The sequence below is a fragment of the Shewanella sairae genome (genome assembly GCF_023283535.1).
Lineage (GTDB): Bacteria > Pseudomonadota > Gammaproteobacteria > Enterobacterales > Shewanellaceae > Shewanella > Shewanella sairae.
The window spans coordinates 20,477-44,021 of sequence record NZ_JAKILT010000049.1; the positions used below are offsets into that span (position 1 = coordinate 20,477).

20 protein-coding genes are annotated in these 23,545 nt (G+C 42.4%); 13 read left to right on the top strand and 7 right to left on the bottom strand.

Going from position 1 to position 23,545, the window contains the following annotated elements:
* Positions 1 to 151: 151 nt before the first annotated feature.
* The gene (locus tag L2748_RS17720) at positions 152 to 514 is read left to right on the top strand and encodes a NirD/YgiW/YdeI family stress tolerance protein (protein ID WP_220782304.1); all 363 of its coding nucleotides are present in this window, start codon (positions 152 to 154) and stop codon (positions 512 to 514) included.
* Positions 515 to 907: 393 nt separating this feature from the next.
* Here L2748_RS17720 and yfaE read toward each other — a convergent pair whose 3' ends face one another.
* From yfaE to ubiG, 5 genes are all read right to left on the bottom strand, one after another.
* Entirely contained in the window at positions 908 to 1,330 is a 423-nt protein-coding gene (yfaE, locus tag L2748_RS17725) for a class I ribonucleotide reductase maintenance protein YfaE (protein ID WP_220782305.1), read from the bottom strand.
* Complete coding sequence (gene nrdB / locus L2748_RS17730) at positions 1,299 to 2,429, bottom strand: class Ia ribonucleoside-diphosphate reductase subunit beta (protein ID WP_220782306.1); 1,131 nt, start codon at positions 2,427 to 2,429, stop codon at positions 1,299 to 1,301. The genes yfaE and nrdB overlap by 32 nt, the downstream gene beginning before the upstream one ends.
* 72 nt (positions 2,430 to 2,501) lie before the next feature.
* Positions 2,502 to 4,790, bottom strand: a complete 2,289-nt coding sequence (nrdA, locus tag L2748_RS17735) for a class 1a ribonucleoside-diphosphate reductase subunit alpha (RefSeq protein WP_220782307.1) — start codon at positions 4,788 to 4,790, stop codon at positions 2,502 to 2,504.
* 457 nt (positions 4,791 to 5,247) lie between these two features.
* Positions 5,248 to 5,916, bottom strand: coding sequence for an HAD family hydrolase (locus L2748_RS17740; RefSeq protein ID WP_220782308.1), 669 nt, complete (start codon positions 5,914 to 5,916; stop codon positions 5,248 to 5,250).
* Positions 5,909 to 6,619 carry a bifunctional 2-polyprenyl-6-hydroxyphenol methylase/3-demethylubiquinol 3-O-methyltransferase UbiG gene (ubiG, locus tag L2748_RS17745; RefSeq protein ID WP_220782309.1) on the bottom strand — a complete coding sequence of 237 codons (711 nt, stop codon included), beginning with the start codon at positions 6,617 to 6,619 and terminating at the stop codon, positions 5,909 to 5,911. The genes L2748_RS17740 and ubiG overlap by 8 nt, the downstream gene beginning before the upstream one ends.
* 290 nt (positions 6,620 to 6,909) lie before the next feature.
* On the opposite strand from ubiG, the gene gyrA reads away from it, so the two are divergent.
* Positions 6,910 to 9,621, top strand: coding sequence for a DNA gyrase subunit A (gyrA, locus tag L2748_RS17750; protein WP_220782310.1), 2,712 nt, complete (start codon positions 6,910 to 6,912; stop codon positions 9,619 to 9,621).
* Between the two features lie 294 nt (positions 9,622 to 9,915).
* Here gyrA and L2748_RS17755 read toward each other — a convergent pair whose 3' ends face one another.
* Positions 9,916 to 11,073 carry a serine hydrolase domain-containing protein gene (locus L2748_RS17755; RefSeq protein WP_220782311.1) on the bottom strand — a complete coding sequence of 386 codons (1,158 nt, stop codon included), beginning with the start codon at positions 11,071 to 11,073 and terminating at the stop codon, positions 9,916 to 9,918.
* 315 nt (positions 11,074 to 11,388) lie between these two features.
* Here L2748_RS17755 and serC point away from each other — a divergent pair, with 315 nt between their 5' ends.
* Positions 11,389 to 12,480 carry a 3-phosphoserine/phosphohydroxythreonine transaminase gene (gene serC, locus L2748_RS17760; RefSeq protein WP_220782312.1) on the top strand — a complete coding sequence of 364 codons (1,092 nt, stop codon included), beginning with the start codon at positions 11,389 to 11,391 and terminating at the stop codon, positions 12,478 to 12,480.
* 114 nt (positions 12,481 to 12,594) lie between these two features.
* Here the strand turns inward: serC and L2748_RS17765 are convergent, their stop codons facing one another.
* Positions 12,595 to 13,788 carry an amino acid aminotransferase gene (locus tag L2748_RS17765; RefSeq protein WP_220782313.1) on the bottom strand — a complete coding sequence of 398 codons (1,194 nt, stop codon included), beginning with the start codon at positions 13,786 to 13,788 and terminating at the stop codon, positions 12,595 to 12,597.
* A gap of 446 nt (positions 13,789 to 14,234) precedes the next feature.
* On the opposite strand from L2748_RS17765, the gene aroA reads away from it, so the two are divergent.
* The 10 genes from aroA to L2748_RS17815 all read left to right on the top strand — a co-directional run bounded on the left by aroA (position 14,235) and on the right by L2748_RS17815 (position 23,456).
* Positions 14,235 to 15,515, top strand: coding sequence for a 3-phosphoshikimate 1-carboxyvinyltransferase (gene aroA / locus L2748_RS17770; protein ID WP_220782314.1), 1,281 nt, complete (start codon positions 14,235 to 14,237; stop codon positions 15,513 to 15,515).
* A gap of 179 nt (positions 15,516 to 15,694) precedes the next feature.
* Positions 15,695 to 16,387 (top strand): (d)CMP kinase, encoded by a 693-nt coding sequence (cmk, locus tag L2748_RS17775; protein WP_220782315.1) that lies wholly within the window; start codon positions 15,695 to 15,697, stop codon positions 16,385 to 16,387.
* Between the two features lie 96 nt (positions 16,388 to 16,483).
* The gene (rpsA, locus tag L2748_RS17780) at positions 16,484 to 18,151 is read left to right on the top strand and encodes a 30S ribosomal protein S1 (protein ID WP_220782323.1); all 1,668 of its coding nucleotides are present in this window, start codon (positions 16,484 to 16,486) and stop codon (positions 18,149 to 18,151) included.
* Between the two features lie 73 nt (positions 18,152 to 18,224).
* Entirely contained in the window at positions 18,225 to 18,512 is a 288-nt protein-coding gene (gene ihfB, locus L2748_RS17785) for an integration host factor subunit beta (protein ID WP_220782316.1), read from the top strand.
* Between the two features lie 123 nt (positions 18,513 to 18,635).
* Positions 18,636 to 18,968, top strand: coding sequence for a LapA family protein (locus L2748_RS17790; RefSeq protein ID WP_220782317.1), 333 nt, complete (start codon positions 18,636 to 18,638; stop codon positions 18,966 to 18,968).
* A gap of 1 nt (position 18,969) precedes the next feature.
* A complete protein-coding gene (gene lapB / locus L2748_RS17795) occupies positions 18,970 to 20,130 on the top strand; it encodes a lipopolysaccharide assembly protein LapB (protein ID WP_220782318.1) in 1,161 nt (386 codons plus the stop codon).
* A 61-nt stretch (positions 20,131 to 20,191) separates the two neighbouring features.
* Positions 20,192 to 20,887 carry an orotidine-5'-phosphate decarboxylase gene (gene pyrF, locus L2748_RS17800; protein WP_220782319.1) on the top strand — a complete coding sequence of 232 codons (696 nt, stop codon included), beginning with the start codon at positions 20,192 to 20,194 and terminating at the stop codon, positions 20,885 to 20,887.
* Between the two features lie 74 nt (positions 20,888 to 20,961).
* A complete protein-coding gene (locus L2748_RS17805) occupies positions 20,962 to 21,768 on the top strand; it encodes an SDR family oxidoreductase (RefSeq protein ID WP_220782320.1) in 807 nt (268 codons plus the stop codon).
* A gap of 39 nt (positions 21,769 to 21,807) precedes the next feature.
* Positions 21,808 to 22,350, top strand: coding sequence for a DUF2058 domain-containing protein (locus tag L2748_RS17810; RefSeq protein WP_220782321.1), 543 nt, complete (start codon positions 21,808 to 21,810; stop codon positions 22,348 to 22,350).
* 641 nt (positions 22,351 to 22,991) lie between these two features.
* Positions 22,992 to 23,456, top strand: coding sequence for a DUF6985 domain-containing protein (locus L2748_RS17815; RefSeq protein WP_220782322.1), 465 nt, complete (start codon positions 22,992 to 22,994; stop codon positions 23,454 to 23,456).
* Positions 23,457 to 23,545 lie beyond the last annotated feature (89 nt).

The following is a 23,545-nucleotide window of genomic DNA, read 5'->3' on the forward strand; positions in this document are numbered from 1 at the left end:
TCGCAGGTTTTTTTATTGGCTTAACTTTACACATAAACTCACACTTGTTTCACAATCAATTGGCTATTCTGCAAATAAGGTTTCTCGGTATGTACTACAGTATTAATGACTAATGTCGACATGAGAATTTATCTACTAAGGAAATAATGTCATGAAAAGAGCCGTATTAATAATTGGATTGTTACTTGCATCGTCAAGTGTTTTTGCTACATCGAGTCCTGAAAAAGCGGGCGGTTTTATTGGACCGAGCAATGTCAGTGTTAAGACTGTTGCTGTTGCTTTAGAAGCAAAGGACGACACTCTAGTGCAACTGACCGGCTATATAACTGCGGGCTTAGGTAACGAAGAATATAAATTTAAGGACAATACGGGTGAAATCATCATTGAAATTGACGATTCTGATTGGAATGGCGTAAAAGCAACGCCTGAAACCAAAGTCGTCCTACAGGGGGAGGTCGATAGCGGCTGGTCTTATACGGTAATCGATGTCGATACGATTAAGCTCGCTAAATAATAGAGCCTAAAGAATTGTCGTCACTAAGCATGTAAGCATGACGACATAAAAGCAATATTTAGCTGAGGTTTAACAACTCAGTTTTAAGCCTGTTTTTGACACTTGGGTTAAAGCCTATTAACGATTAATGGGCTTTAAATCTATTATTCTTGGTTAATATTGTCAGTTCTAACCTGCTAGTTTTAGATTGAAAGGAATTCAGTCCTGAAAGCTTTTTGTGTTTAAAAGCCAAATCAATCAAACTGCTTTTGAACATAATAGCTAATAAATTCATAAACAAAGGAACACTTTATGACTGCCACACCTGAGATGGCGGATGTAAAATTGAATGTATGCTTGATTAGCAACCTAAGATGTAAATTCTTGAACTAATAATTAGAGAGGACTTATTGCTCAGCCTTGTACTGTGGTGTTGGCAGAAACCACTTCGCTGTTAATCGCTGGTGTATTAGCAGGTTTGGGAGTGGCTACACGCACTACAACTTCAGCACCTTCGGCAGAAAGCGCTAAATCAATGTCACCATCAGGTACGCAGCAGCAGGGTAGGCACTCATCGGCTTCTAGTTCGACTAAAGGCTCTTTAATATAAGCAACACTACCGCTTTTGAGTTTGGTTTTACATTGGCCGCAAAAGCCGCTGCGACATTCGGAGAATATCTTCACTTTCTTTTGCTCAAGTGCTTCCAGCAATGTCAGGTGCTGCTGATTAAACAGCAACACCGGCATGCCTTGAAGGCTCACAATCGGAGCCTTCTTAAAGCTTGCTTGACTAAAGTTGACGGGCTTAAAGGTCAAAATCTGCGAACTCATCTTCATCGATTGAAGAGTCAATTTGGCCGACAAGGTAAGAAGACACTTCTACTTCTTGCGGTGCAACTTGTACAGAATCACTTTCTAACCAGTTCTTCATCCATGGTAGCGGATTACTTTTCTCTTCATAAGGCGAAGCGAAGTTTACCGCTTTCATACGCTCGTTAGTAATGTACTCAACGTATTGGCAAAGAATATGTTCGTTTAGACCAATCATTGAGCCATCTTTGAATAGGTATTTAGCCCACTCTTTTTCTTGCTCAGCGGCTTTAACGAAAATATCAATGGCAGTTTGCTCACACTCTTTCGCAATTTCAGCCATTTCTGGATCGTCTTTGCCAGCGTGCATAATCTTTAAGATATGTTGGGTGCTGTTAAGGTGCAATGCTTCATCACGTGCAATCAGGCGGATGATTTTTGCATTACCTTCCATTACCTTGCGTTCTGCAAAGGCAAATGAACAAGCAAAACTGACGTAGAAACGAATCGCTTCTAATACGTTCACTGACACCATACATAGATAAAGTGCTTTCTTAATTTCACGCTTAGTGACTTCAACCACTTCGCCTTCAATTTCATGATTGCCTTCACCATGTAGGTGATACGCTTGGCTTAGTTTAATCAAGTCATCGTAGTAGTTAGCAATGTCACTTGCGCGCTTTAAGATCTCTTCATTTTCAACGATATCATCAAATACGATTGAAGGATCATTGACGATATTACGAATAATATGCGTGTAAGAACGTGAGTGAATTGTCTCAGAGAAAGACCAAGTCTCAATCCAAGTTTCTAGCTCTGGCAGAGATACCAGCGGCAAGAATGCTACGTTTGGTGAACGGCCTTGAATTGAATCAAGTAGCGTTTGATACTTTAGGTTTGAGATGAAGATATGTTTTTCATGCTCAGGCAGTGCAGCGTAATCGATTTTATCGCGGCTAACGTCGACTTCTTCTGGACGCCAGAAGAACGAAAGTTGCTTTTCAATTAGCTTTTCAAAAACTTCATATTTTTGTTGATCATAACGCGCTACGTTAACTGACTGCCCAAGAAACATAGGCTCTAGCATTGCGTTGTTTGGAGTTTGACAAAATGTTGAATAGGCCATTTTTCTATCTTCCGATAATGGGGGCAGCGCCCCCTTAAATTAACGTTTAATACTAATGATTAAAATCTTGGGTTAGATCTTACATGCGCCGCCAGCGCAACTGTCATCTTCTTTCTCAATGGCAGTGATATCGTCATGACTATCTGAAGCCCCATCACGAGTATTGTGATAGTAAAGTGTCTTCACACCATATTTATAAGCGGTTAATAAGTCTTTTAACAGTACCTTCATTGGTACGCGACCACCCTCAAAGCGAGTCGGGTCATAGTTGGTGTTTGCTGAAATCGACTGATCGACAAACTTCTGCATTAAACCAACTAGTTGTAGATAACCATCGTTATTCGGCATTTGCCATAATAACTCATAGCTGTACTGGTATTTTTCAAAGTCAGGTACCACTTGCTTTAGCTGACCATCTTTACTCGCTTTAACACTGATCAAACCACGTGGAGGCTCAATACCGTTTGTTGCGTTAGAGATCTGTGAAGAAGTCTCTGATGGCATTAACGCTGAAAGCGTTGAGTTACGTAATCCGTGGGTCTTAATCTCTTCACGCAAGGTTTCCCAGTCAAGGTGTAATGGTTCATCACAGATCTTGTCTAAGTCACGCTTATAAGTGTCAATCGGCAAAATACCTTTAGCATAAGTTGTCTCATGGAAAGCAGGGCAAGCGCCTTGCTCTTGAGCCAGCTTCATTGACGCTTTCAATAGGTAGTATTGAATGGCTTCAAATGTTTTATGGGTAATGCCGTTAGCTGAACCATCAGAGTAACGTACACCTTCTTTTGCTAAGTAGTTAGCAAAGTTAATCACGCCGATACCTAAAGTACGACGGTTCATCGATGCTTTTTCAGCAGAGATGATTGGGTAGTCTTGATAATCAAGTAAGTTATCAAGCGCACGCACAGCTAAATCGGCTAATGGTTCAAGCTCTTCAAGCTTCTTAATCGCACCTAAGTTAAGCGCTGATAGTGTACAAAGTGCAATTTCACCATCTGGGTCGTTAATGTTATTTAACGGCTTAGTTGGCAACGCAATCTCAAGACATAAGTTAGACTGACGAACCGGTGCAATTTTAGAATCAAATGGGCTGTGGGTATTACAGTGATCCACGTTCTGAATGTAGATACGACCTGTAGAAGCGCGCTCTTGCATCATCAGTGAGAATAACTCAACCGCTTTGATCTGCTTTTTGCGGATGCTCGGGTCAGCTTCATACTTAAGGTATAGACGCTCAAATTCTTCCTGATCTTCGAAGAATGCATCGTACATACCTGGCACGTCTGATGGGCTGAATAAGCTTATCATGCCACCTTGAACTAAACGCTGGTACATGACTTTGTTAATTTGTACACCGTAATCCAAGTGACGGATACGGTTGTCATCAACACCACGGTTGTTCTTCAGTACCAATAATGACTCAACTTCTAAATGCCACATTGGGTAGAAAAGAGTCGCAGCACCACCACGAACGCCGCCTTGTGAACAAGACTTAACTGCCGTTTGGAAATACTTATAAAATGGCAAACAACCCGTATGGAATGCTTCACCGCCACGAATAGGGCTACCTAGTGCGCGAATACGACCGGCATTGACGCCGATACCAGCACGTTGTGACACGTATTTAACGATAGACGAAGACGTCGCGTTAATAGAGTCTAAGCTGTCACCACACTCAATCAATACACACGAGCTGAACTGGCGAGTAGGCGTACGTACGCCAGCCATGATTGGTGTTGGTAGCGAGATCTTAAATGTAGACGTTGCATCATAGAAGTCTTTAACGTACTTCAAGCGTGTATCTTTTGGATACTTAGCAAATAGGCAAGCAGCAACCAAAATATATAAGAACTGGGCACTTTCGTAAATATCGTGGGTGACACGGTTCTGAACTAAATACTTACCTTCTAGTTGCTTAACAGCTGCATAAGAGAAGTTCATATCACGCCAGTGATCGATATAGCTATCTAGGATATCAATCTCTTCTTGGGTGTAGTCTTCTAGAATATGCTGATCGTATTTACCAAGTTCTACTAGTTTAACCACATGATCGTAAAGCTTTGGCGGTTCAAACTGACCAAAGGCTTTTTTACGTAAATGGAAAACAGCTAGGCGCGCAGACAAAAACTGGTAATCTGGAGATTCCGGAGAAATTAAGTCAGCAGCGGCTTTAATGATAGTCTCATGGATAGCTTCGGTAGCAATGCCGTCGAAAAACTGCAGATGAGAACGCAGTTCTACTTCAGATACTGAGACGTTATTTAACCCCTTTGCCGCCCATTCAATAACGCGATGGATTTTATCGAGATCGATCGTCTCACGTTCGCCACTACGCTTTGTGACTGTCATATTGCTATTCATTAAAGATAGACCTTGGTTTTTATATTTATGAAAGTGACCTGTTCAGGTTCACCGTACGTTTCCCTGTAAACAAACAGTTTTTAACCGTAAAAACGGAGAGTTCCTTTTTGTTGACACAAACGACTGAATAGTGCCTGTTTAAGTCTCTCACACACAATATATGGTGTTTTTAGATTTAATAGCTACAAGATAGTGAGGTTCGCTGATTTTTGCAAGTGTGAATTTGGGGGACAAGTTGTGGATATCTTGAGGATAATCTTAAGTGTTAGTAATGGCTAACCGTTAAAGCTTGTTTTGATTTGATTTCCTTTTGCATGGAGAATAAATGAGCAAATAAAAAGATCGTCTAGATCGCATTTTCCTTGAACGATCAAAAACGATCTTCTGTGCACTTTAGTATTAGAAAAGTTGCAATCTAAACATTAGATTTAACCTTGCTACTCAACAACAGTGCCATTTAGTTATCTAATAAAAAATGTTTTAACGCATCACTGTTTTTGAATCGAATATCTGCTGGCCAATCAGCTGTATTATCATTGTCGCCAATATAGCCCCACTCAACTAACCCCGACACCATTCCGGCAGCTTTGGCTGCAACTAAATCACGTTCAGCATCGCCTAAATAAAGGATATGCTCCGGTGAAATATTAAGTTGCTGTGCGCCTAAAAACATGGGGGCGGTATGCGGTTTTGAGTGCAGGGTGGTATCGCCGCTGACAATAGCGGGCATCTTTGCTGTTAAACCAAGCCGGTTTAATAATGGTCGAGTGAAACGAGCGGGTTTATTAGTGATGACGCCATAAGGAATAGCGCGCTGAGTTAATTGCGCTAAAATGTCGTTCAATCCAGGAAATAGCTGACAATTATCGCCGTTAATTTGCTCATAATCACTAAATAGTGACTGTTGTAACTGAGGAATTAATGCTTCATCAACGTCAGGTAGGGCCGTTTTTATCATGGCAATGCTGCCATGGGACGCGCTAGCTCTTAACTGCTCAAACGCAGCTGGATCATAACCATGGCTTTTCAGCGTCATATTCAGCGCTGCGACCATATCAGGTGCGGTATCAGCCAGCGTGCCATCGAGATCGAATAGCACGCCTTTGATTTGATAAGCCTTAGTCATGTTTAACTGTAGCTATCATGTAATTTACTTCTAGGCTCTTGGTATAGCGGAAGATATCTGTAATTGGATTGTAAGTGATACCCACAGCGTCTTTACAAAAAAGCTCGGCTTGATCAGCAAGACCAATTAATTCAGAAGGTTTAATGAATTTATTATGATCGTGGGTTCCAACCGGCAACATCTTCAATAAGTATTCAGCGCCAAGAATTGTCTCTATATAAGCACGAACATTACGATTGATGGTTGAAAAGAAAACATAACCACCGGGCTTAACCATATCTGCACAGGCTTGAATGACTGAACTAGGGTCGGGAACATGCTCAAGCATTTCCATACAAGTCACGACATCATATTGACCACGATGTTCATCTCTATGCGCTTCTGCGGTGTTTTTAACATAATTGATATTAACACCAGCTTCTAGAGCGTGCAGTCTTGCGACATCTAGTGGTTCGTCACCCATGTCTAGACCTGTTACATTAGCGCCAATTTTTGCCATGCTCTCCGACAAAATACCGCCACCGCAACCAACATCTAATACTTGTTTGCCAAATATACCGCCAGCAGTTTGGTCAATATAGTTAAGGCGTAGTGGATTTAAGTTATGCAGCGGTTTAAATTCGCCATTTGGATCCCACCACGTGGCAGCCATTTTTTCAAACTTCGCGATCTCTTGTGGATCGACATTATTCTGTGTTTGCACTTAAATTACCTCTGAGCGACAAATCCGTCTTTTTCCACATTATAAACATTAGCGCTAAGAAACAAAGCAGTTATGAGGCTGTTTGTTACTTATTGAACAAACTGGACAATTAATGTTCCTGTGCCTTGATTTTAATCAAGTGAATAGCCTTTTTTGGCTTATTTAAAATGAATCTAAATTTGGGTCTAGCGCCATCAAATAACTGTGTTAGAATGCCAAATCACGTTTTCAAGCATAGCTATTCTAGGAAATAGGAATGGCGCGCTAAATTTCAGGGGATCGAGCAGTTTATGACTGATCTGGCTTCATCTATAACACCAATTAATATTGAAGACGAATTAAAAAATTCATATTTAGATTACGCAATGAGCGTAATTGTTGGCCGTGCACTACCGGACGTTCGTGACGGTTTAAAGCCGGTGCACCGCCGCGTACTATTCGCCATGAGCGAATTGAAAAATGACTGGAACAAGCCTTATAAAAAGTCTGCTCGTGTTGTTGGTGACGTAATCGGTAAATATCACCCACATGGTGATACAGCGGTTTATGACACTATCGTACGTTTGGCTCAGCCATTCTCAATGCGCTACCCGTTAATCGACGGTCAAGGTAACTTCGGTTCTGTTGACGGTGATGCAGCGGCTGCTATGCGTTATACCGAAATCCGTATGGACAAGGTTGCGCACCAATTATTAGCTGACTTAGAAAAAGAAACTGTCGATTTTGTACCTAACTACGATGGTACTGAATTTATTCCTGCAGTATTACCGACCCGCATTCCTACCTTACTAGTGAATGGTTCGTCAGGTATTGCTGTTGGTATGGCAACAAACATTCCTCCACATAACTTAAGTGAAGTGATTGCTGGTTGTTTAGCGCTGATTGAAGAACCTGCGCTTTCTATTGAACAGTTAATGGAATACATCCCAGGTCCTGACTTCCCAACTGCAGCAATCATTAACGGCCGTAAGGGCATTATTGATGCGTATAAGACCGGTCGTGGCCGTGCAGTTATGCGTGCTCGCGCTGACATTGAGGAAGAAAATGGTCGTGAACGTATTATCGTTCATGAAATTCCATATCAAGTTAACAAAGCGCGTCTGATTGAAAAGATCGCCGAGCTAGTTAAAGATAAAAAGATCGAAGGCATTAGCGGCTTACGTGACGAGTCTGACAAAGACGGTATGCGTATTGTTGTTGAGATCAAGCGTGGCGAAGTGGGTGAAGTTGTACTGAACAACCTATACGCACAAACGCAAATGCAGTGCTCTTTTGGTATTAACATGGTTGCTCTGACGAATGGTCAGCCAAAACTATTTAATCTAAAAGAGATGCTAGAGTGCTTTATTCTTCACCGTCGTGAAGTTGTGACTCGTCGTACCGTATTTGAACTGCGTAAAGCGCGCGAACGTGCTCATATTCTTGAAGCATTAGCTGTGGCACTGGCTAACATCGATCCAATTATTGCATTGATTAAAGCCTCTCCAACCCCTGCTGAAGCAAAAGTAAAGCTTATTGCACAAGGTTGGGAACTAGGCCACGTTAAAGGCATGCTTGAAAAAGCAGGTGATGACGCAGCACGCCCTGAGTGGTTAGAGCCAGAATACGGTATCCGTGACGGTCAATACTTCTTAACTGAGCAGCAAGCACAAGCGATTCTTGAACTTCGTCTACACCGTTTAACGGGTCTAGAACACGATAAGATTATTGCTGAATACGAAGAGCTTCTACAAATCATTGCTGAACTACTACATATCTTGGGTAGCCCACAGCGTTTGATGGAAGTGATTAAAGAAGAGCTTGAAGAAGTTCTAACAAACTTTGGTGACGAGCGTCGCACTGTCATTAACGCTAACGAAGTTGATATGAGTCTTGAAGACTTGATTAACGAAGAAGATGTGGTAGTGACATTGTCGCACCTTGGTTACGCTAAGTACCAAGTATTGTCTGATTACCAAGCGCAGCGTCGTGGTGGTAAGGGTAAAGCAGCAACTAAAGTAAAAGACGAAGATTTCGTTGAAAAGCTATTGGTTGCTAACACCCATGACACCATCTTGTGTTTCTCTGACTTTGGTAAGATGTACTGGCTTAAAGTGTACCAGTTACCATTGGCAAGTCGCACAGCGCGTGGTCGTCCAATTGTTAACCTGTTACCACTTGCTGAAGGGGAGCGCATCACTGCGATTTTACCTGTACGTGAATATGCTGAAGATAAGTACATTATCATGGCAACATCACACGGTACGGTTAAGAAAACAGCACTAACTGCATACAGCAACCCACGTGCAAACGGCATTATTGCGGTTAACCTGAAAGACGGTGACCAGTTAATTGGTGTTGATATTACCGATGGTAATGACGATATCATGTTGTTCTCGAACGAAGGTAAAGTGGTTCGCTTTAACGAGAAAGCACGTAGCTCTGAAACTGGCGAAGTGAAGATTGACCCAGAAACAGGCGAAGAAGTTGTTGCATTACGTGCCATGGGCCGTACAGCAACGGGTGTGCGTGGTATCAAGCTTGAAGATGGTCAAACTGTTGTGTCGCTAATCGTGCCTAAGGGCGATGGCGCTATCTTAACAGTGACAGAAAACGGTTACGGTAAGCGTACAGACCTTTCTGAGTACCCAGCTAAGAGCCGTGGTACTAAAGGTGTGGTTTCTATTAAAGTGAGTGAACGTAACGGTGCCGTCGTAGGCGCAGTACAAGTAGGCTCTAATGATGAAATCATGCTGATTAGTAACAAGGGCACGCTAGTACGTACACCAGCTGAAGGTGTATCTACGATTGGTCGTAATACACAAGGTGTAACGATTATTCGTACAGCAGCAGATGAGAAAGTAGTCGGTTTGCAGCGTATCGACGAAATTCAGGCTCCAGAAGTAGAACTTGATGAAGACGGTAATCCAATCATCACTGAAACGACTGTTGAAACTGAAGGTCATGTAGCGACTGAAGACGCGCAAGCGGAAAGTGCTGACACGCCTAAGACAGAAGATTAATTACAACTAAAAAGTTGATTAGTTAGTCTTATAAAAAAGGATGCCATAGGCATCCTTTTTTTCTTTATGAAAAAGCATATGAAAACACTTATCGTAGTTTCCAATAAGCTTTACGGCAATTATTTGATTTATTTATAAATTAACATTAGAGCCAATAAACTTGCGATCGCTTCAATAGGAATAGCCTTCCTACAAATATTTCTCGTTGAGACCAGAGTTACCTTTGAAAGACTAAGATAAAAAAGCCACCCTTTAATTGGTGGCTATTTTAAGCTTTAGTGCTAAAACACTGGTTTACATCCCGAGCTTTTCTGCTTGTTTAAATGCGTCACGCCAGAACGTTGAGCTTAACTGTGCAATGACTCGAGATTCGCCATTGAGTAGCATTGCCATACCAATATTGAGTTCAGGAGAGTAAGAGATTTCTGCAACATAACCTGCAACCCAACCAGCGTGATAAATTAATGGGCGTCCATTAAACTCATATACTCGCCAGCCCTTACCATAGTGTGCACTATCAAGGTAAGTACGCCAGTCTCTTCTTCGAAGTTCTCGAGTTGTCTTTACGCCTGGTGTTGTGACGTCGTAAATTACGCTTTGAGGCAGTACATCAGGGTTTTGACCTAAGTTTGCAATGAGCCATTTAGACATGTCGTTAATACTGGCATTAACACCTGCAGCAGGTGCGAGTTGATAGTAGTTAGGTTTTACCTTGACCTGCTTAAATCCATGTTTAGTTTTAACATGTGGCTCAGCGCGGTTTTTAGTTTGTTGAAAAGCCTCAAAGCCAACCGAAGCCGTGTCCATTTTTAGAGGTGAAAAGATCCGCTCATTTATGAGATTTTCATAGCTCTGGTTTGATTGTTGTTCGATAGCATTTTGAATAAACGAGAATGCGACGTTTTGATAGCCATAACACACACCAGGCTTGCAAATTGGCGTCAGCTCATCAAATTTACCAATAATCTTGTCCATTTTTACATTGCTGTTAACTAAGTTGTCATAGCTATTGGGCATCAGTCCTGTGCTATGGCCAATGATATGCCCGAGATTAATCTGCTTTGTTGGTTGCTCACTTGCTAAGGAAAACTCAGGTAAGTAACCCACAATAGGTTGTTGCCAGTCGAGTTTGCCCTCATCGACTAACATTGAGGCAAGTGTGCCTGCAAAGGTTTTTGATACTGACGCAAGCCTAAAAACTGTATTGCCATTAATATTTTGACTACCGCCTTTCGTGCGTTTGCCATAACTACTTAGCTTGATAATTTTATCTGTATCGACAATAACAAATGCGCCACCTGGCACCTTGTTCTTCTTTAATTCTTTATGGAAGCGCTGTTTGAAGTTGTCTGCAAGCGGAGAAAACTGAGATTGCCCGGCAAAGGCATTATCTGCCGGAAACGTTACGCTAATGGCTATCGTGCCAATAACAAACATAGGTTTTACAAACATGTATAAATCCAATTGCCGTTAAAACGGTCTGTTTTAGTATTATCGATCCTAAACGCGGTAAACAATGTTAAAAGCATCATCACAATCCTTAGTCTTAAGCCTGTAATTTACTCAATATTGGTTTAAAAATGCGTAGCGTCAAAGTTTAGCAAAAACAGTCGCCAAAATGTAAATAAAAACACCTTATTAACCATGATGATGGTGAAGAACATTCTATTAATTTTTTCATGTTAGCCATCATGTAGTTAGGATATACTGCTAGCAAGAATACAATTAACCTAATGTATCTACTAATAACGATAGAAGGATAATACTGTGAGCGCGATTTTTAATTTCTGTGCAGGCCCTGCGATGTTGCCTCAAGCTGTAATGCAAAAGGCTCAGAAAGAATTACTAGACTGGAATGGCCAAGGTGTTTCCGTAATGGAAGTGAGTCATCGTAGTAAAGAATTTATCGCGTTAACCGAACAAGCAGAGTCAGATCTACGTCAGCTCATGTCGATACCCTCTAATTACCATGTGCTTTTTATGCATGGCGGTGGACGAGGGCAGTTTTCTGCCGTAGTAAATAACTTTCTAGGTAATGATGGTAAGGCGCTATACCTTGTTGATGGCAGTTGGTCCCAAGCGGCAGTAGAAGAAGCGATAACGCTTGCTGGCGAAAACAATGTTGACACCCTCAACATTGTTGACTTAGTTGACGGTGTAAAGCAGGTTTGTTTGCCTGATTTAAGTGTAATTGATAAAGATTACCGTTATGTTCATTATTGCCCGAATGAGACCGTTGATGGTATCGAGATCTTTGAAAACTTAAATAGTCCTTGGCCAGTAGTCGCCGATATGTCTTCAAATATTTTATCGCGTAATATCGATGTCAGTCAGTTTGGATTGATTTATGCGGGCGCTCAAAAGAACATTGGTCCATCAGGTCTAAGTATTGTGATTGTCCGTGATGATCTGCTGGCACTGCCAAGTTTGCCACAATCATCGATTATGGATTACCGTCTAGCGGTAAAAAATGACTCTATGTATAACACGCCGCCAACCTTTGCTTGGTACCTAGCAGCAGAAGTCTTTAGCTGGCTTAAAGCAAGCGGTGGTGTCACACAAATGGAACAGGCTAACATTAAAAAGGCGCAGCGCCTTTACCAATGCATCGATGAGCTTGATTTTTATGTGAGTGGCGTAGCAAAGCAAAACCGCAGTCGAATGAACGTAACATTCCAATTAGCCAATGAAGGGTTAGATGGATTGTTTTTAGAGCAAGCTAAAGCGGCTGGATTAGTTGCACTTAAAGGCCACCGCAGTGTTGGCGGAATGCGCGCGAGTCTTTACAACGCTATGCCTATCGAAGGTGTTGATGCGTTAGTGAGCTTTATGAAGCAATTCGCTGCAGAAAATAGTTAATATCTGCTGATATTAAAAAAGCCGATAATGACAATATTATCGGCTTTTTATTGTTACTTGCTTTAGCAGATAATGCTTGTGTGCAAGTCCTTGATATCATTGCTGATGCTGACGTTACGAAATCACTTTAGCGATAGACTCCGCTAAGTAATCCACATTACCCGTGCCAATGCCGGCAATACTAATACGGCTAGAGTCAACCATATAGACACTATAGTGCTCCTGCAGTTCCGCAACTTGATCTGGTGTGATCCCAAGGAACGAGAACATGCCTTTTTGCTGTGCAATAAAGTCAAAATTACGCTGTACGCCTTTTTGCTTGAGTTTATTAACCAACATTGCACGGTTACCGTTAATACGCTCGCGCATCACAGTTAACTCGTCAAGCCATTGTTGCTTTAGCTCTTCTGATCCTAAAATCGTTTCAACAATCGCAGCGCCATGGGCTGGCGGCATAGAATAAATACAGCGCACGACATAAAGCAGTACCGAGAATGCAATATCTGCACGAGACGGATCACTACCAATAATGGTACAAGCCCCAATCCGCTCACGGTATAAGCCAAAGTTCTTCGAGCATGAGCTACATAAAATCATGTTATTGACTACAGCAGCCATCTTGCGCACGCCATAGGCGTCTTCATCAACACCGTCTCCAAAACCTTGGTACGCCATATCAATAAGCGGGGTAAAGCCTTGCTCAACTGTAAGCGCAATAATCTCGTCCCATTGCGCTGTGGTTAAGTCCATGCCGCTTGGGTTGTGACAGCAAGCGTGTAGCAGCACGACATCGTCTGAACTGACGTTTGACAGTGCCGCTTTCATTTCGGCGAATTTCAGCGTTTTAGTGTCGTAGTCATAATAAGGGTAGGTTTTTACGGTGATCCCTGCTGCTTCAAATAAACCTGTATGGTTAGCCCAGGTTGGGTCGCTTACCCAAAGCACAGCATTTGGATTGCAGCGCTTAATAAAGTCTGCTGCAACACGAAGGGCGCCGGTACCGCCAGGCGTTGATACTGTGCGTACTCGGTTGGCCAATAAGGCAGGGTTATCGATACCAAAAGCAAGCTCTGACATTAAGCGATTAAAGTCTGGTGATCCTGTTGGACCTATGTAAACTTTAGTTGACTCTGTGTCTAATCTAAACTTTTCCGCTTTTTTAACACAGTCAAGAATAGGTGTATGGCCCGACTCATCTTTATAGACCCCAACTCCTAAGTCCACTTTCTGAGAATGCGTATCTTCACGGTATTTTGTTAGCAAGCCTAAGATAGGGTCCGCCGGCATAGCGGTCAATTTGTTGAACATGGCAGTGGTTACCTTCTTTGTTTTCAGCTATTGATTAGCCGTTTATCTTTATTAACTTAGAGTAACGTATTCGCCATTGGAAAGAACAGGTTTGTCGGCAATTTTTAATGTGAATTCTTTTGGAAATTAAAAATGCCACAATAACATATCGCAAGCAACAGGTAGGTGAATAGGACCTGATTAACTTATCATTTTCGCTACTTGAGTATAATTTGATTATTAAAGGGGTATTTTTGCAAAAAAGTGTTGAATCCTGCCGCTCAATGAGTAATTTTATAGTTACGAAGTTCAAACAAACGCAAAAATGGCTGGCATTTTGTCGTGATGCCGCTAACTCCCATGTTTTTGGGTATTGATAACTCAATTAATTAAAGCCATTTAGCATGAACATCTACTGTTAACCCGCAGGCGAGTTTGACTCCTGCAGCAATAATAAGAAGTACGCAATGAATCAATTACGTTTAGAGCCGATCGAAAAAGTATCAGGTACGATTAATATTCCTGGTTCGAAAAGTATTTCAAATCGCGCTTTATTATTAGCTACCCTCGCCGAGGGCACCACGACACTGACCAATTTGCTCGACTCAGACGATATTCGTTATATGTTGGCATCATTAAAGCAGCTTGGCGTTAATTATAAGCTTACTGATAACAACACAGTATGTGAGTTAGAAGGCTTAGCAGGGACGTTAAATGCCAGTGATGCGCAAACATTATTTTTAGGCAATGCTGGAACAGCTATGCGCCCTTTATGTGCTGCATTAACACTTGGCCAAGGCGAGTTCACGCTTACAGGTGAGCCACGTATGGAAGAGCGTCCAATTGGCGATTTAGTTGATGCTCTACGCCAACTTGGCGCTGAAGTCGATTATCTCAAAAATGAAGGTTTTCCACCGCTAAAAATTACCGCAACGGGCTTAAACGGTGGTGATGTAGAAATCGCTGGTGACTTATCTAGCCAATTCTTAACAGCCCTTTTAATGGTGGCACCACTGGCGCAAGGTGACGTTAACATCAAAATTAAGGGTGAGCTCGTCTCCAAGCCTTATATTGATATTACCTTGGCGTTAATGGCACAGTTTGGTGTGACGGTTGAAAACCATGATTACGCGGCTTTTGTCATTAAAGCGGGTCAGCGCTATGTATCGCCGGGCAAGGTTCTAGTTGAAGGTGATGCTTCGTCTGCCTCTTATTTCCTTGCGGCAGGTGCGATTAAAGGCGGCGAGGTAAAAGTAACTGGCGTTGGTAAGCTATCTATCCAAGGCGATGTTAAATTTGCCGATGTGCTTGAACAAATGGGCGCAGAAATAGAGTGGGGCGATGATTACATTATTGCTCGCCAAGCAAAGTTAACCGCTGTTGATCTAGACATGAATCATATTCCAGATGCAGCGATGACCATTGCAACAGCGGCACTATTTGCAACCGGCACCACCCATATTCGCAATATCTATAACTGGCGCATAAAAGAGACGGACCGTCTTGCTGCAATGGCAACTGAACTGCGTAAAGTCGGTGCTATTGTTGATGAAGGGCACGACTACATTAGCGTGACGCCGCCTGAAGTACTCAACACTGCGGCAATCGATACCTATAATGATCACCGTATGGCGATGTGTTTTTCTATGATGGCTTTTGCTGATTGCGGCATCACCATCAATGATCCTGAATGTACGTCAAAAACATTTCCAGATTATTTCAATCAATTCAAAGCGCTCGCCCAATAACAATACTCATCCTTAAGCTGTGATATAAGTCAGGTTGCGCCCACGTAACCTGACTGCTTGCTGAACCAAACTCCCGAATATTTGAAGTTTTTGCCGCTTTCTCAAGTTACATGGTTTATAATGCGCGCGCTCATTTTTCGGTTATATCAAGGAAGATGGAATTTCTTGTGGAGGATTTTATGTCAGAAAGGGCGCCTGTTGTCACTGTTGACGGCCCAAGCGGTGCGGGAAAAGGTACTATTAGTCAGTTACTTGCTGAGCGTTTAGGCTTCAAGTTACTCGATAGTGGTGCGATCTACCGTGTATTAGCCTTAGCTGCTATTCACCATAATGTAGAACTAGATAATGAAGAATCATTAACTTTACTAGCCGCGCATTTAGATGTGCAATTTGTAACTGGAAATGAAAATAAAGGAATTAAAGTCGTTTTAGAGGGTGAAGACGTGTCACTGACGATACGTAGTCAAGAATGCTCTAATGCGGCGTCTAAAGTAGCGGCGTTTCCTCGAGTGAGGGAAGCGTTACTGCGTCGTCAGCGTGCTTTTGCCGAAGCACCAGGTTTAATTGCTGATGGCCGTGATATGGGAACCGTTGTATTTCCCGCTACGCCAGCGAAACTTTATTTAACCGCAACAGCGGAAGAAAGGGCGCAAAGACGCTATAATCAGTTGCAGGACAAGGGCTTCGATGTTAATATAGATCAGCTTTTGGCTGAGATTAAAGAGCGTGACGACCGCGATATGAATCGTAGTGTCGCTCCTTTGGTGCCTGCTGAAGGCGCATTGGTTATCGATACAACCAATATAAACATTGAAGATGTGCTAGACATGGCGCTAACGCATATTCATAAACAACTTCAAGTACCGGCGTAAGCGGGTACTTAACTATTCGTTACATGGACAGAACGAATTATTAATCTGACTCCACGTCCAGGATGGTCCGTGGTTTATAAAGAAAGTAACTTAAACATGACTGAATCTTTTGCTGATCTATTTGAACAATCCCTTAATGAACTTGAATTCCGTCCTGGTTCTATCGTACGTGGTGTAGTTGTAGCCATCGAAAACGGTATGGTACTAGTTGACGCAGGTCTTAAGTCTGAAAGCCCAATCCCAGCTGAACAGTTCAAGAACGCTCAAGGCGCTCTAGAAATCGCAGTTGGCGACGAAGTTGACGTAGCTCTTGACTCTGTTGAAGATGGTTTCGGTGAAACTCAACTTTCTCGTGAGAAAGCTAAGCGTCACGAAGCTTGGATCGTTCTAGAAAAAGCGTACGAAGATGCTGAAACTGTAATCGGTATCATCAATGGTAAGGTTAAAGGCGGTTTCACTGTTGAATTAAACGGTATCCGTGCATTCCTACCAGGTTCTCTAGTTGACGTTCGCCCAGTTCGCGACACAGCTCACCTAGAAAACAAAGAATTAGAATTCAAAGTTATCAAGCTTGACCAGAAGCGTAACAACGTTGTTGTTTCTCGTCGTGCAGTTATCGAATCTGAAAGCAGCGCAGAGCGTGATGCTCTTCTTGAGAACCTTCAAGAAGGTCAATCAGTTAAGGGTATCGTTAAGAACCTTACTGACTACGGTGCATTCGTTGATCTTGGTGGTGTTGACGGTCTTCTACATATCACTGATATGGCTTGGAAGCGTGTTAAGCACCCATCTGAAATCGTTAATGTTGGTGACGAAATCAACGTTAAAGTTCTTAAGTATGACCGTGAGCGTACACGCGTATCACTAGGTCTTAAGCAACTTGGCGAAGATCCATGGTTAGAAATCAGCAAGCGCTACCCAGAAAACACACGTTTAACTGGTCGCGTAACTAACCTAACTGACTACGGTTGTTTCGTTGAAATCGAAGAAGGCGTTGAAGGTCTTGTTCACGTTTCTGAAATGGATTGGACTAACAAGAACATCCACCCATCTAAGGTTGTTAACCTAGGTGATGAAGTTGAAGTTCTAGTTCTAGACATCGATGAAGAGCGTCGTCGTATCTCTCTAGGTCTTAAGCAATGTAAGACTAACCCATGGGATGATTTCGCTGAGCGTTTCAACAAGGGCGACAAAGTTTCTGGTAAGATCAAGTCAATCACTGACTTCGGTATCTTCATCGGTCTTGACGGCGGCATCGACGGTCTAGTTCACCTTTCTGACATTTCTTGGAACGGTACTGGCGAAGACGCAGTTGCTGAATACAAGAAAGGCGACGAAATCCACGCTGTAGTTCTTTCAGTAGACCCAGAGCGTGAGCGCATCAGCTTAGGCGTTAAGCAAACTGAAGACGATCCATTCAATGCATACCTTGCTGATAAGAAGAAAGGTGTTGTAGTAAATGGTGTTGTTACTGCAGTTGACGCAAAAGGTGTTACAATTGAACTAGCTGAGACTGTTGAAGGTTACCTTCGCGTTTCAGATATCTCTCGTGAGCGTATCGAAGATGCATCTACAGTTTACGCTGTAGGTGATAAAGTAGAATCTAAGTTCATGGGTGTGGATCGTAAGAACCGCACTATCAGCCTATCTATCCGTGCGAAAGATGAAGCTGAAGAGAAAGAAGCAATGGCTAGCTTGAACAAGCAAGATGACGTTGCAATGAGCAGCGCAATGGCTGAAGCTTTCAAAGCAGCTCGTAAATAATCGCCTTGAAGTTCAGGGGTGCTTGCGCCCCTAAAAGGTGACTGTGTTTGGCTTGATAAATAGAGGGTATAGGATGACTAAATCCGAACTAATCGAAAAACTTGCCACTAGGCAGTCGCAGCTGTCTGCGAAAGAAGTGGAAGCAGCTATCAAAGAAATGTTGGAGCAAATGGCCGATACATTAGAAACCGGTGATCGTATTGAGATCCGTGGATTTGGTAGTTTTTCACTTCATTATCGTGCACCACGCACTGGCCGTAACCCAAAGACTGGAACATCAGTTGAATTGGAAGGCAAGTACGTACCGCACTTTAAGCCAGGCAAAGAACTGCGCGAACGTGTTGACGCTGTTAACTCGTAATTTACATTGTATTAAAAGCCTCCATTAGGAGGCTTTTTTATATCTAAAACTTAGGTATAGCTAGCTAGTTCACTCATTTTCTAAGATAATCAATACATACCAACACGTTCAATGGAGCTCAACGTGAAGTCATTTATCATCGCCTTTTTGGTCGCAGCACTTTTTATCCTAGCGCTAATATTTGGAGCTCGAAACGAGCAGGTTGTGACTATCAGTTACTTTGTTGCTCAAGGTGATTTTAGATTACCTGTTGTATTGGCAACTGTTTTCCTTGCCGGTTTTATCGTGAGTTGGATTTTTGCTATGTACCATATCGCCGGGTTAAAACTCGCGTTACGCCGTACTAAAAAGCAATTGGCTAATGCCGAAAGCAAGTTAGATGATCATACTGTAAGTGACGAGCAGCCAAGAACGTTAGTAACAAAGCAAAGTAACGACAAAGAAGTAGACGCTTAATATGTTAGAGATCCTCTTTCTGCTTCTTCCTATCGCAGCCGGATATGGCTGGTATATGGGTCGCAGAAGTGTCAGGCAAAAACAAACCAATCAACGTAAACAATTGAGCCGTGACTATTTCACGGGTCTTAATTTTCTATTGTCGAATGAGTCTGATAAAGCAGTCGATCTGTTTATTTCAATGTTAGACGTTGATGATGACACCATAGATACCCACCTTTCTTTAGGTTCTTTATTTCGTAAGCGTGGCGAAGTTGACCGCTCAATTCGCATTCATCAAAATCTTATCGCAAGACCAAGCCTTACTACCGAGCAAAGAGATATTGCGATGATGGAGCTAGGTAAAGATTACCTCGCTGCAGGCCTATATGATCGCGCAGAAGAAATTTTTATCAATCTAGTCAGTCAAGATGATCACAGCGAAGACGCAGAAACACAGCTGATTGCTATTTACCAAGTGACCAAAGAGTGGCAAAAAGCCATCGATATCGTTAAAAAGCTTAAACGTAAGCGTCAGCAAGAGCTTAAACACGACACTGCACACTTTTATTGCGAACTCGCCAATGAAACTCAAGATGTAGCTTTAAAGCTTAAGCAACTGCAATCTGCAATAAAACAGGACGACAAATGTGGTCGTGCGCTTTTGGTTATGGCAGAGCAATACCTAAAGCTTGAAGAGTTTAAGGCCTGTAAGATCGCGATTGAAAAGATCCTTAACACCGATATCGACTTATTTCCTGATGCACTTTCTATTGCTAAAGAAGCCTACCTGTTAACTGAGGACTGCAGCGGTTATCAAGAGTTACTCAGAGAAGCGATAGAAAAAGGCGCAGGAGCAAGTATCACGATTACGTTAGCACAGCATATGATTGAGCAAGGCAACGTCAAGGACGCTGAGAAACTGATTATGGAAGGGTTAATTAGACATCCCACCATGAAAAGCTTCCAGCATTTGATGAAAATGCACTTGATCCAAGCTGAAGAAGGACAAGCTAAAAAGAGTTTGTCGATGCTTGAACAATTAGTAGAACAACAAATTAAATACCGACCTGGATACCGTTGTCGAGAATGCGGTTTCCCGTCACACAGATTATATTGGCATTGCCCCTCATGTAAGCACTGGGGCAGCATTAAAAGGATTAGAGGTCTAGATGGTGAATAACCGCTAGTCGCTAATTTAAATCACAAAACCGATAATACCCCGCAAAGCGATTGGAGAAATAATGACTGACAAGCCTATTTTAGTTGCCCTAGACTATGATAATAAGAATGATGCTTTGCAGCTAATTGATCAATTAGATCCAGAGATGTGCCGTCTTAAAGTCGGCAAAGAGATGTTTACCCTGTTTGGTCCGCAACTAGTGACTGATATTCACAGCCGTGGATTCGAGTTATTTTTAGACCTTAAGTTTCACGATATCCCAAATACTGTGGCTAAAGCGGTTACTGCAGCAGCAGAGCTAGGCGTATGGATGACCAATATCCATGCAACTGGCGGCTTAGCAATGATGGAAGCGGCTAAACGCGCACTTGAGCCATACGGCGACAAAGCACCACTGTTAATTGCGGTTACTGTCTTAACTTCAATGAGCGATGAAGAGCTTAAGTTACTTGGCATTAATGTACCTGCATCTGAGCATGTATTGCGTTTAGCACAATTGACTAAGCAAGCAGGACTCGATGGTGTCGTCTGTTCAGCCCAAGAATCTAGCCTATTAAAAGCAAAATTCGGCCAAGATTTTAAGCTTATTACACCAGGTATTCGCCCAGAAGGTAGTGACAAGGGCGATCAGCATCGAGTCATGACGCCTTCGCAAGCGTTAACTGCAGGATCTGATTATTTAGTGATTGGTCGTCCTATTACCAAAGCGGCTGATCCACTAAAAGCATTACAAGCTATCTATCAAACAATTGCGTAATGCGTTGATGCCTAGTAGGTTAGGAAACAAATCATATGTAATGGTTTGAATTAACCAATAGGAGAGAAGTCACAATGTTTAGCTATCAAGGAAAGAATGTTGTCGTTGTCGGTGGTACCAGTGGAATTAACCTAGGTATTGCCATTCGCTTCTCCCAAGCCGGTGCAAATGTTGCCGTCGCAAGCCGCAGTGAAGACAAAGTCACTGCGGCAGTTTTACAATTACAGCAAGCAAACAGTAGCGGTAATCATCTGGGTGTTTGTTTTGATGTCAGAGATCTACAAGCCTTAAAACAAGGTTTTGCAGAGATTGAGAAACACTTCGGTCATATCGATGTGTTAGTCAGCGGCGCCGCTGGTAACTTCCCATCGACTGCAGAAAATCTATCTGAAAATGGTTTCAAATCCGTTATGGATATCGATCTGTTAGGCAGTTTTCAGGTACTAAAACAAGCTTATCCGCTGATTAAACAGCAGGGCGGCGCAATTATTCAGATCTCAGCGCCACAAGCCTATGTACCTATGCCAATGCAAGTTCACGTTTGCGCCGCTAAAGCAGGTGTTGATATGTTAACTAAAACCTTAGCAATAGAGTGGGGCTGTAAAGGGATCCGCATCAATTCTATTGTTCCAGGTCCTATCGCTGGCACCGAAGGTTTTGATAGACTAGCACCAACTGCAGAACTACAAGCACATGTCGCTAAAGGCGTACCGTTAAGACGTAATGGGCAATGTGATGATATCGCAAATGCGGCGTTATTCTTAGCGTCAGATATGGCCTCTTACATAACGGGTACCGTATTGCCTGTTGATGGTGGTTGGTCCTTGGGTGGCGCTGGAGCGGCTATTGCCGAGATTGGTCAATTAGCCCAACGTGGTTAAGTACAGAAATAAAGTAAAGTTAAATAGAGAAGTAAAGCTATGGCAAACCCATTTCAAGAGCAGCTGTTAAAAGCAGGCTTAGTCAGTAAACAGAAAGTAAAAGACACTAAAACGCAAAAGCGTCGTGATAGAAAAGCGAAAGTTGATGATGGCTCTGAAGCGTTAAAGCAAGAGATTGCTGCTAAGAAACAAGCGCAGATTGAAAAAGACAAACAGCTCAATGAACAGCGCTTTGCAGAAGCATCTGAAAAAGGCTTGGTACGTGGTCTTGTTACTGAGTTTAAAAAGTTTGCGATTACTGCACCAAAAGACGCAGAAATTAAGTTTAACTTTACCTTCGAGAACAAGATCTACTCATTATACGTCAATGAAAAGATGCAAAGTGAACTGTTAAATGGTCACTTAGGGATCCTTCGTCACGAAGAAGTGAGCTACTTGGTACCACATAAACTCGCTGAGCGGGTTAACTTATTGGTGCCAGCTTGGGTAGGTTACCTATGGACCCAAGAAGAGAGCACTGAAGTTGTTGAAGAAGATGACCCATATGCAGATTATGTCATTCCAGATGATCTAATGTGGTAAGCAAAACACCTTACCAGCATTTAACAAAGCCATAATGAATCCTTCATTGTGGCTTTTTTTTATAGGCCGTTTGAACTTTAGGTATGTCGCTATCAATCGCCACCAGCGGGGGGATGTTTAGACACTGCTGCGAGACGCTGCAAATATGTCCCTATACCCTCTGTGGTTTCATCCCTGAAACCAAAGCCCGCAGCCGTATCTGCACTCGGTTAGCCAAGCATAATTCTGGTGATTCGGAGTATTGGCTATAAGTCTAGTTTATTAACTGTATCTGTCGCTAATTCGCTCCGACCCCTTTATGTATGCGAAAACCGCTGTAATCCTGTACAGGTATAATGAGCTTGATGAATCAGGTAGATTTATCGATGCTCAGAAGTGAAATAATTACATCGATAAATTTTTAACATCTGAAATAGCCATTGCTTATCATACAGTTAGACTTCCGCTATGATCTTACAAGAGACCCGATAAATGTTCTGCATTACTTTGCGGGGGAACTATATTCTACTTTTTTGTTAACATCAGTATATTAACTTATTTACATCAGTGGTTTACGTTGCTAACTTTGACTTTCTTTTAATAAAGAGCTGAGATTTATCCGAGACGCAGGATAATAAGCTGTTAGGCACCAAGGATAGTACGTGGAAATAATCAAGAATATCGAGTCGGGTGAATTTGGAGTAGAGGGCGAAGTCTTCTTTCGTAGCTTCGATAAATACATTGCGCTATCCATAGAAGACGACAATATCGAGTTTGCACAAAAATGTGCAGAATACTTGAATGAACTATCCGACGATGTCATTGATAGTCTATGCAAGGCCTCTATCAGGTATTGCAATAGCTTTCTGGAAGCAATTGGTGAGCCCACCAAGACCTTTGATAAGCCATCGGATATTATTAGTCTAATCTATCCGAGTGTTTTACTAGTTCCATATCCAGAAGAACAAAGTGAACCTGTAATTCATATGGAGCTAAATTGTGAGTGGGAGCCGGAGCATGGCATGGAATGGGTAGTTCGCGGTAATAAAGTGCTTTATGTGGGCGCGTTCAATGGCGAAGACCCGTGGTCCGATTTTAGCGAAAAGGAAACCTGGAACTATGCCTAATCGGGTAGCCGGAGGTATCTAGCCTCCAGCCCCCACACCACCCTGCATGCGGCTCCGCACAGGGCGGTTCATTTAGAACACCTAATTCA

Coding starts and splice junctions, on each gene's coding strand:
- nrdB (WP_220782306.1), bottom strand. CDS start 2,429: ATGGCCTATTCAACATTTTGTCAAACTCCAAACAACGCAATGCTAGAG.
- lapB (WP_220782318.1), top strand. CDS start 18,970: ATGTTAGAGATCCTCTTTCTGCTTCTTCCTATCGCAGCCGGATATGGC.
- L2748_RS17805 (WP_220782320.1), top strand. CDS start 20,962: ATGTTTAGCTATCAAGGAAAGAATGTTGTCGTTGTCGGTGGTACCAGT.
- L2748_RS17810 (WP_220782321.1), top strand. CDS start 21,808: ATGGCAAACCCATTTCAAGAGCAGCTGTTAAAAGCAGGCTTAGTCAGT.
- nrdA (WP_220782307.1), bottom strand. CDS start 4,790: ATGAATAGCAATATGACAGTCACAAAGCGTAGTGGCGAACGTGAGACG.
- pyrF (WP_220782319.1), top strand. CDS start 20,192: ATGACTGACAAGCCTATTTTAGTTGCCCTAGACTATGATAATAAGAAT.
- gyrA (WP_220782310.1), top strand. CDS start 6,910: ATGACTGATCTGGCTTCATCTATAACACCAATTAATATTGAAGACGAA.
- L2748_RS17755 (WP_220782311.1), bottom strand. CDS start 11,073: ATGTTTGTAAAACCTATGTTTGTTATTGGCACGATAGCCATTAGCGTA.
- L2748_RS17765 (WP_220782313.1), bottom strand. CDS start 13,788: ATGTTCAACAAATTGACCGCTATGCCGGCGGACCCTATCTTAGGCTTG.
- cmk (WP_220782315.1), top strand. CDS start 15,695: ATGTCAGAAAGGGCGCCTGTTGTCACTGTTGACGGCCCAAGCGGTGCG.
- aroA (WP_220782314.1), top strand. CDS start 14,235: ATGAATCAATTACGTTTAGAGCCGATCGAAAAAGTATCAGGTACGATT.
- yfaE (WP_220782305.1), bottom strand. CDS start 1,330: ATGAAGATGAGTTCGCAGATTTTGACCTTTAAGCCCGTCAACTTTAGT.
- ihfB (WP_220782316.1), top strand. CDS start 18,225: ATGACTAAATCCGAACTAATCGAAAAACTTGCCACTAGGCAGTCGCAG.
- L2748_RS17740 (WP_220782308.1), bottom strand. CDS start 5,916: ATGACTAAGGCTTATCAAATCAAAGGCGTGCTATTCGATCTCGATGGC.
- L2748_RS17720 (WP_220782304.1), top strand. CDS start 152: ATGAAAAGAGCCGTATTAATAATTGGATTGTTACTTGCATCGTCAAGT.
- rpsA (WP_220782323.1), top strand. CDS start 16,484: ATGACTGAATCTTTTGCTGATCTATTTGAACAATCCCTTAATGAACTT.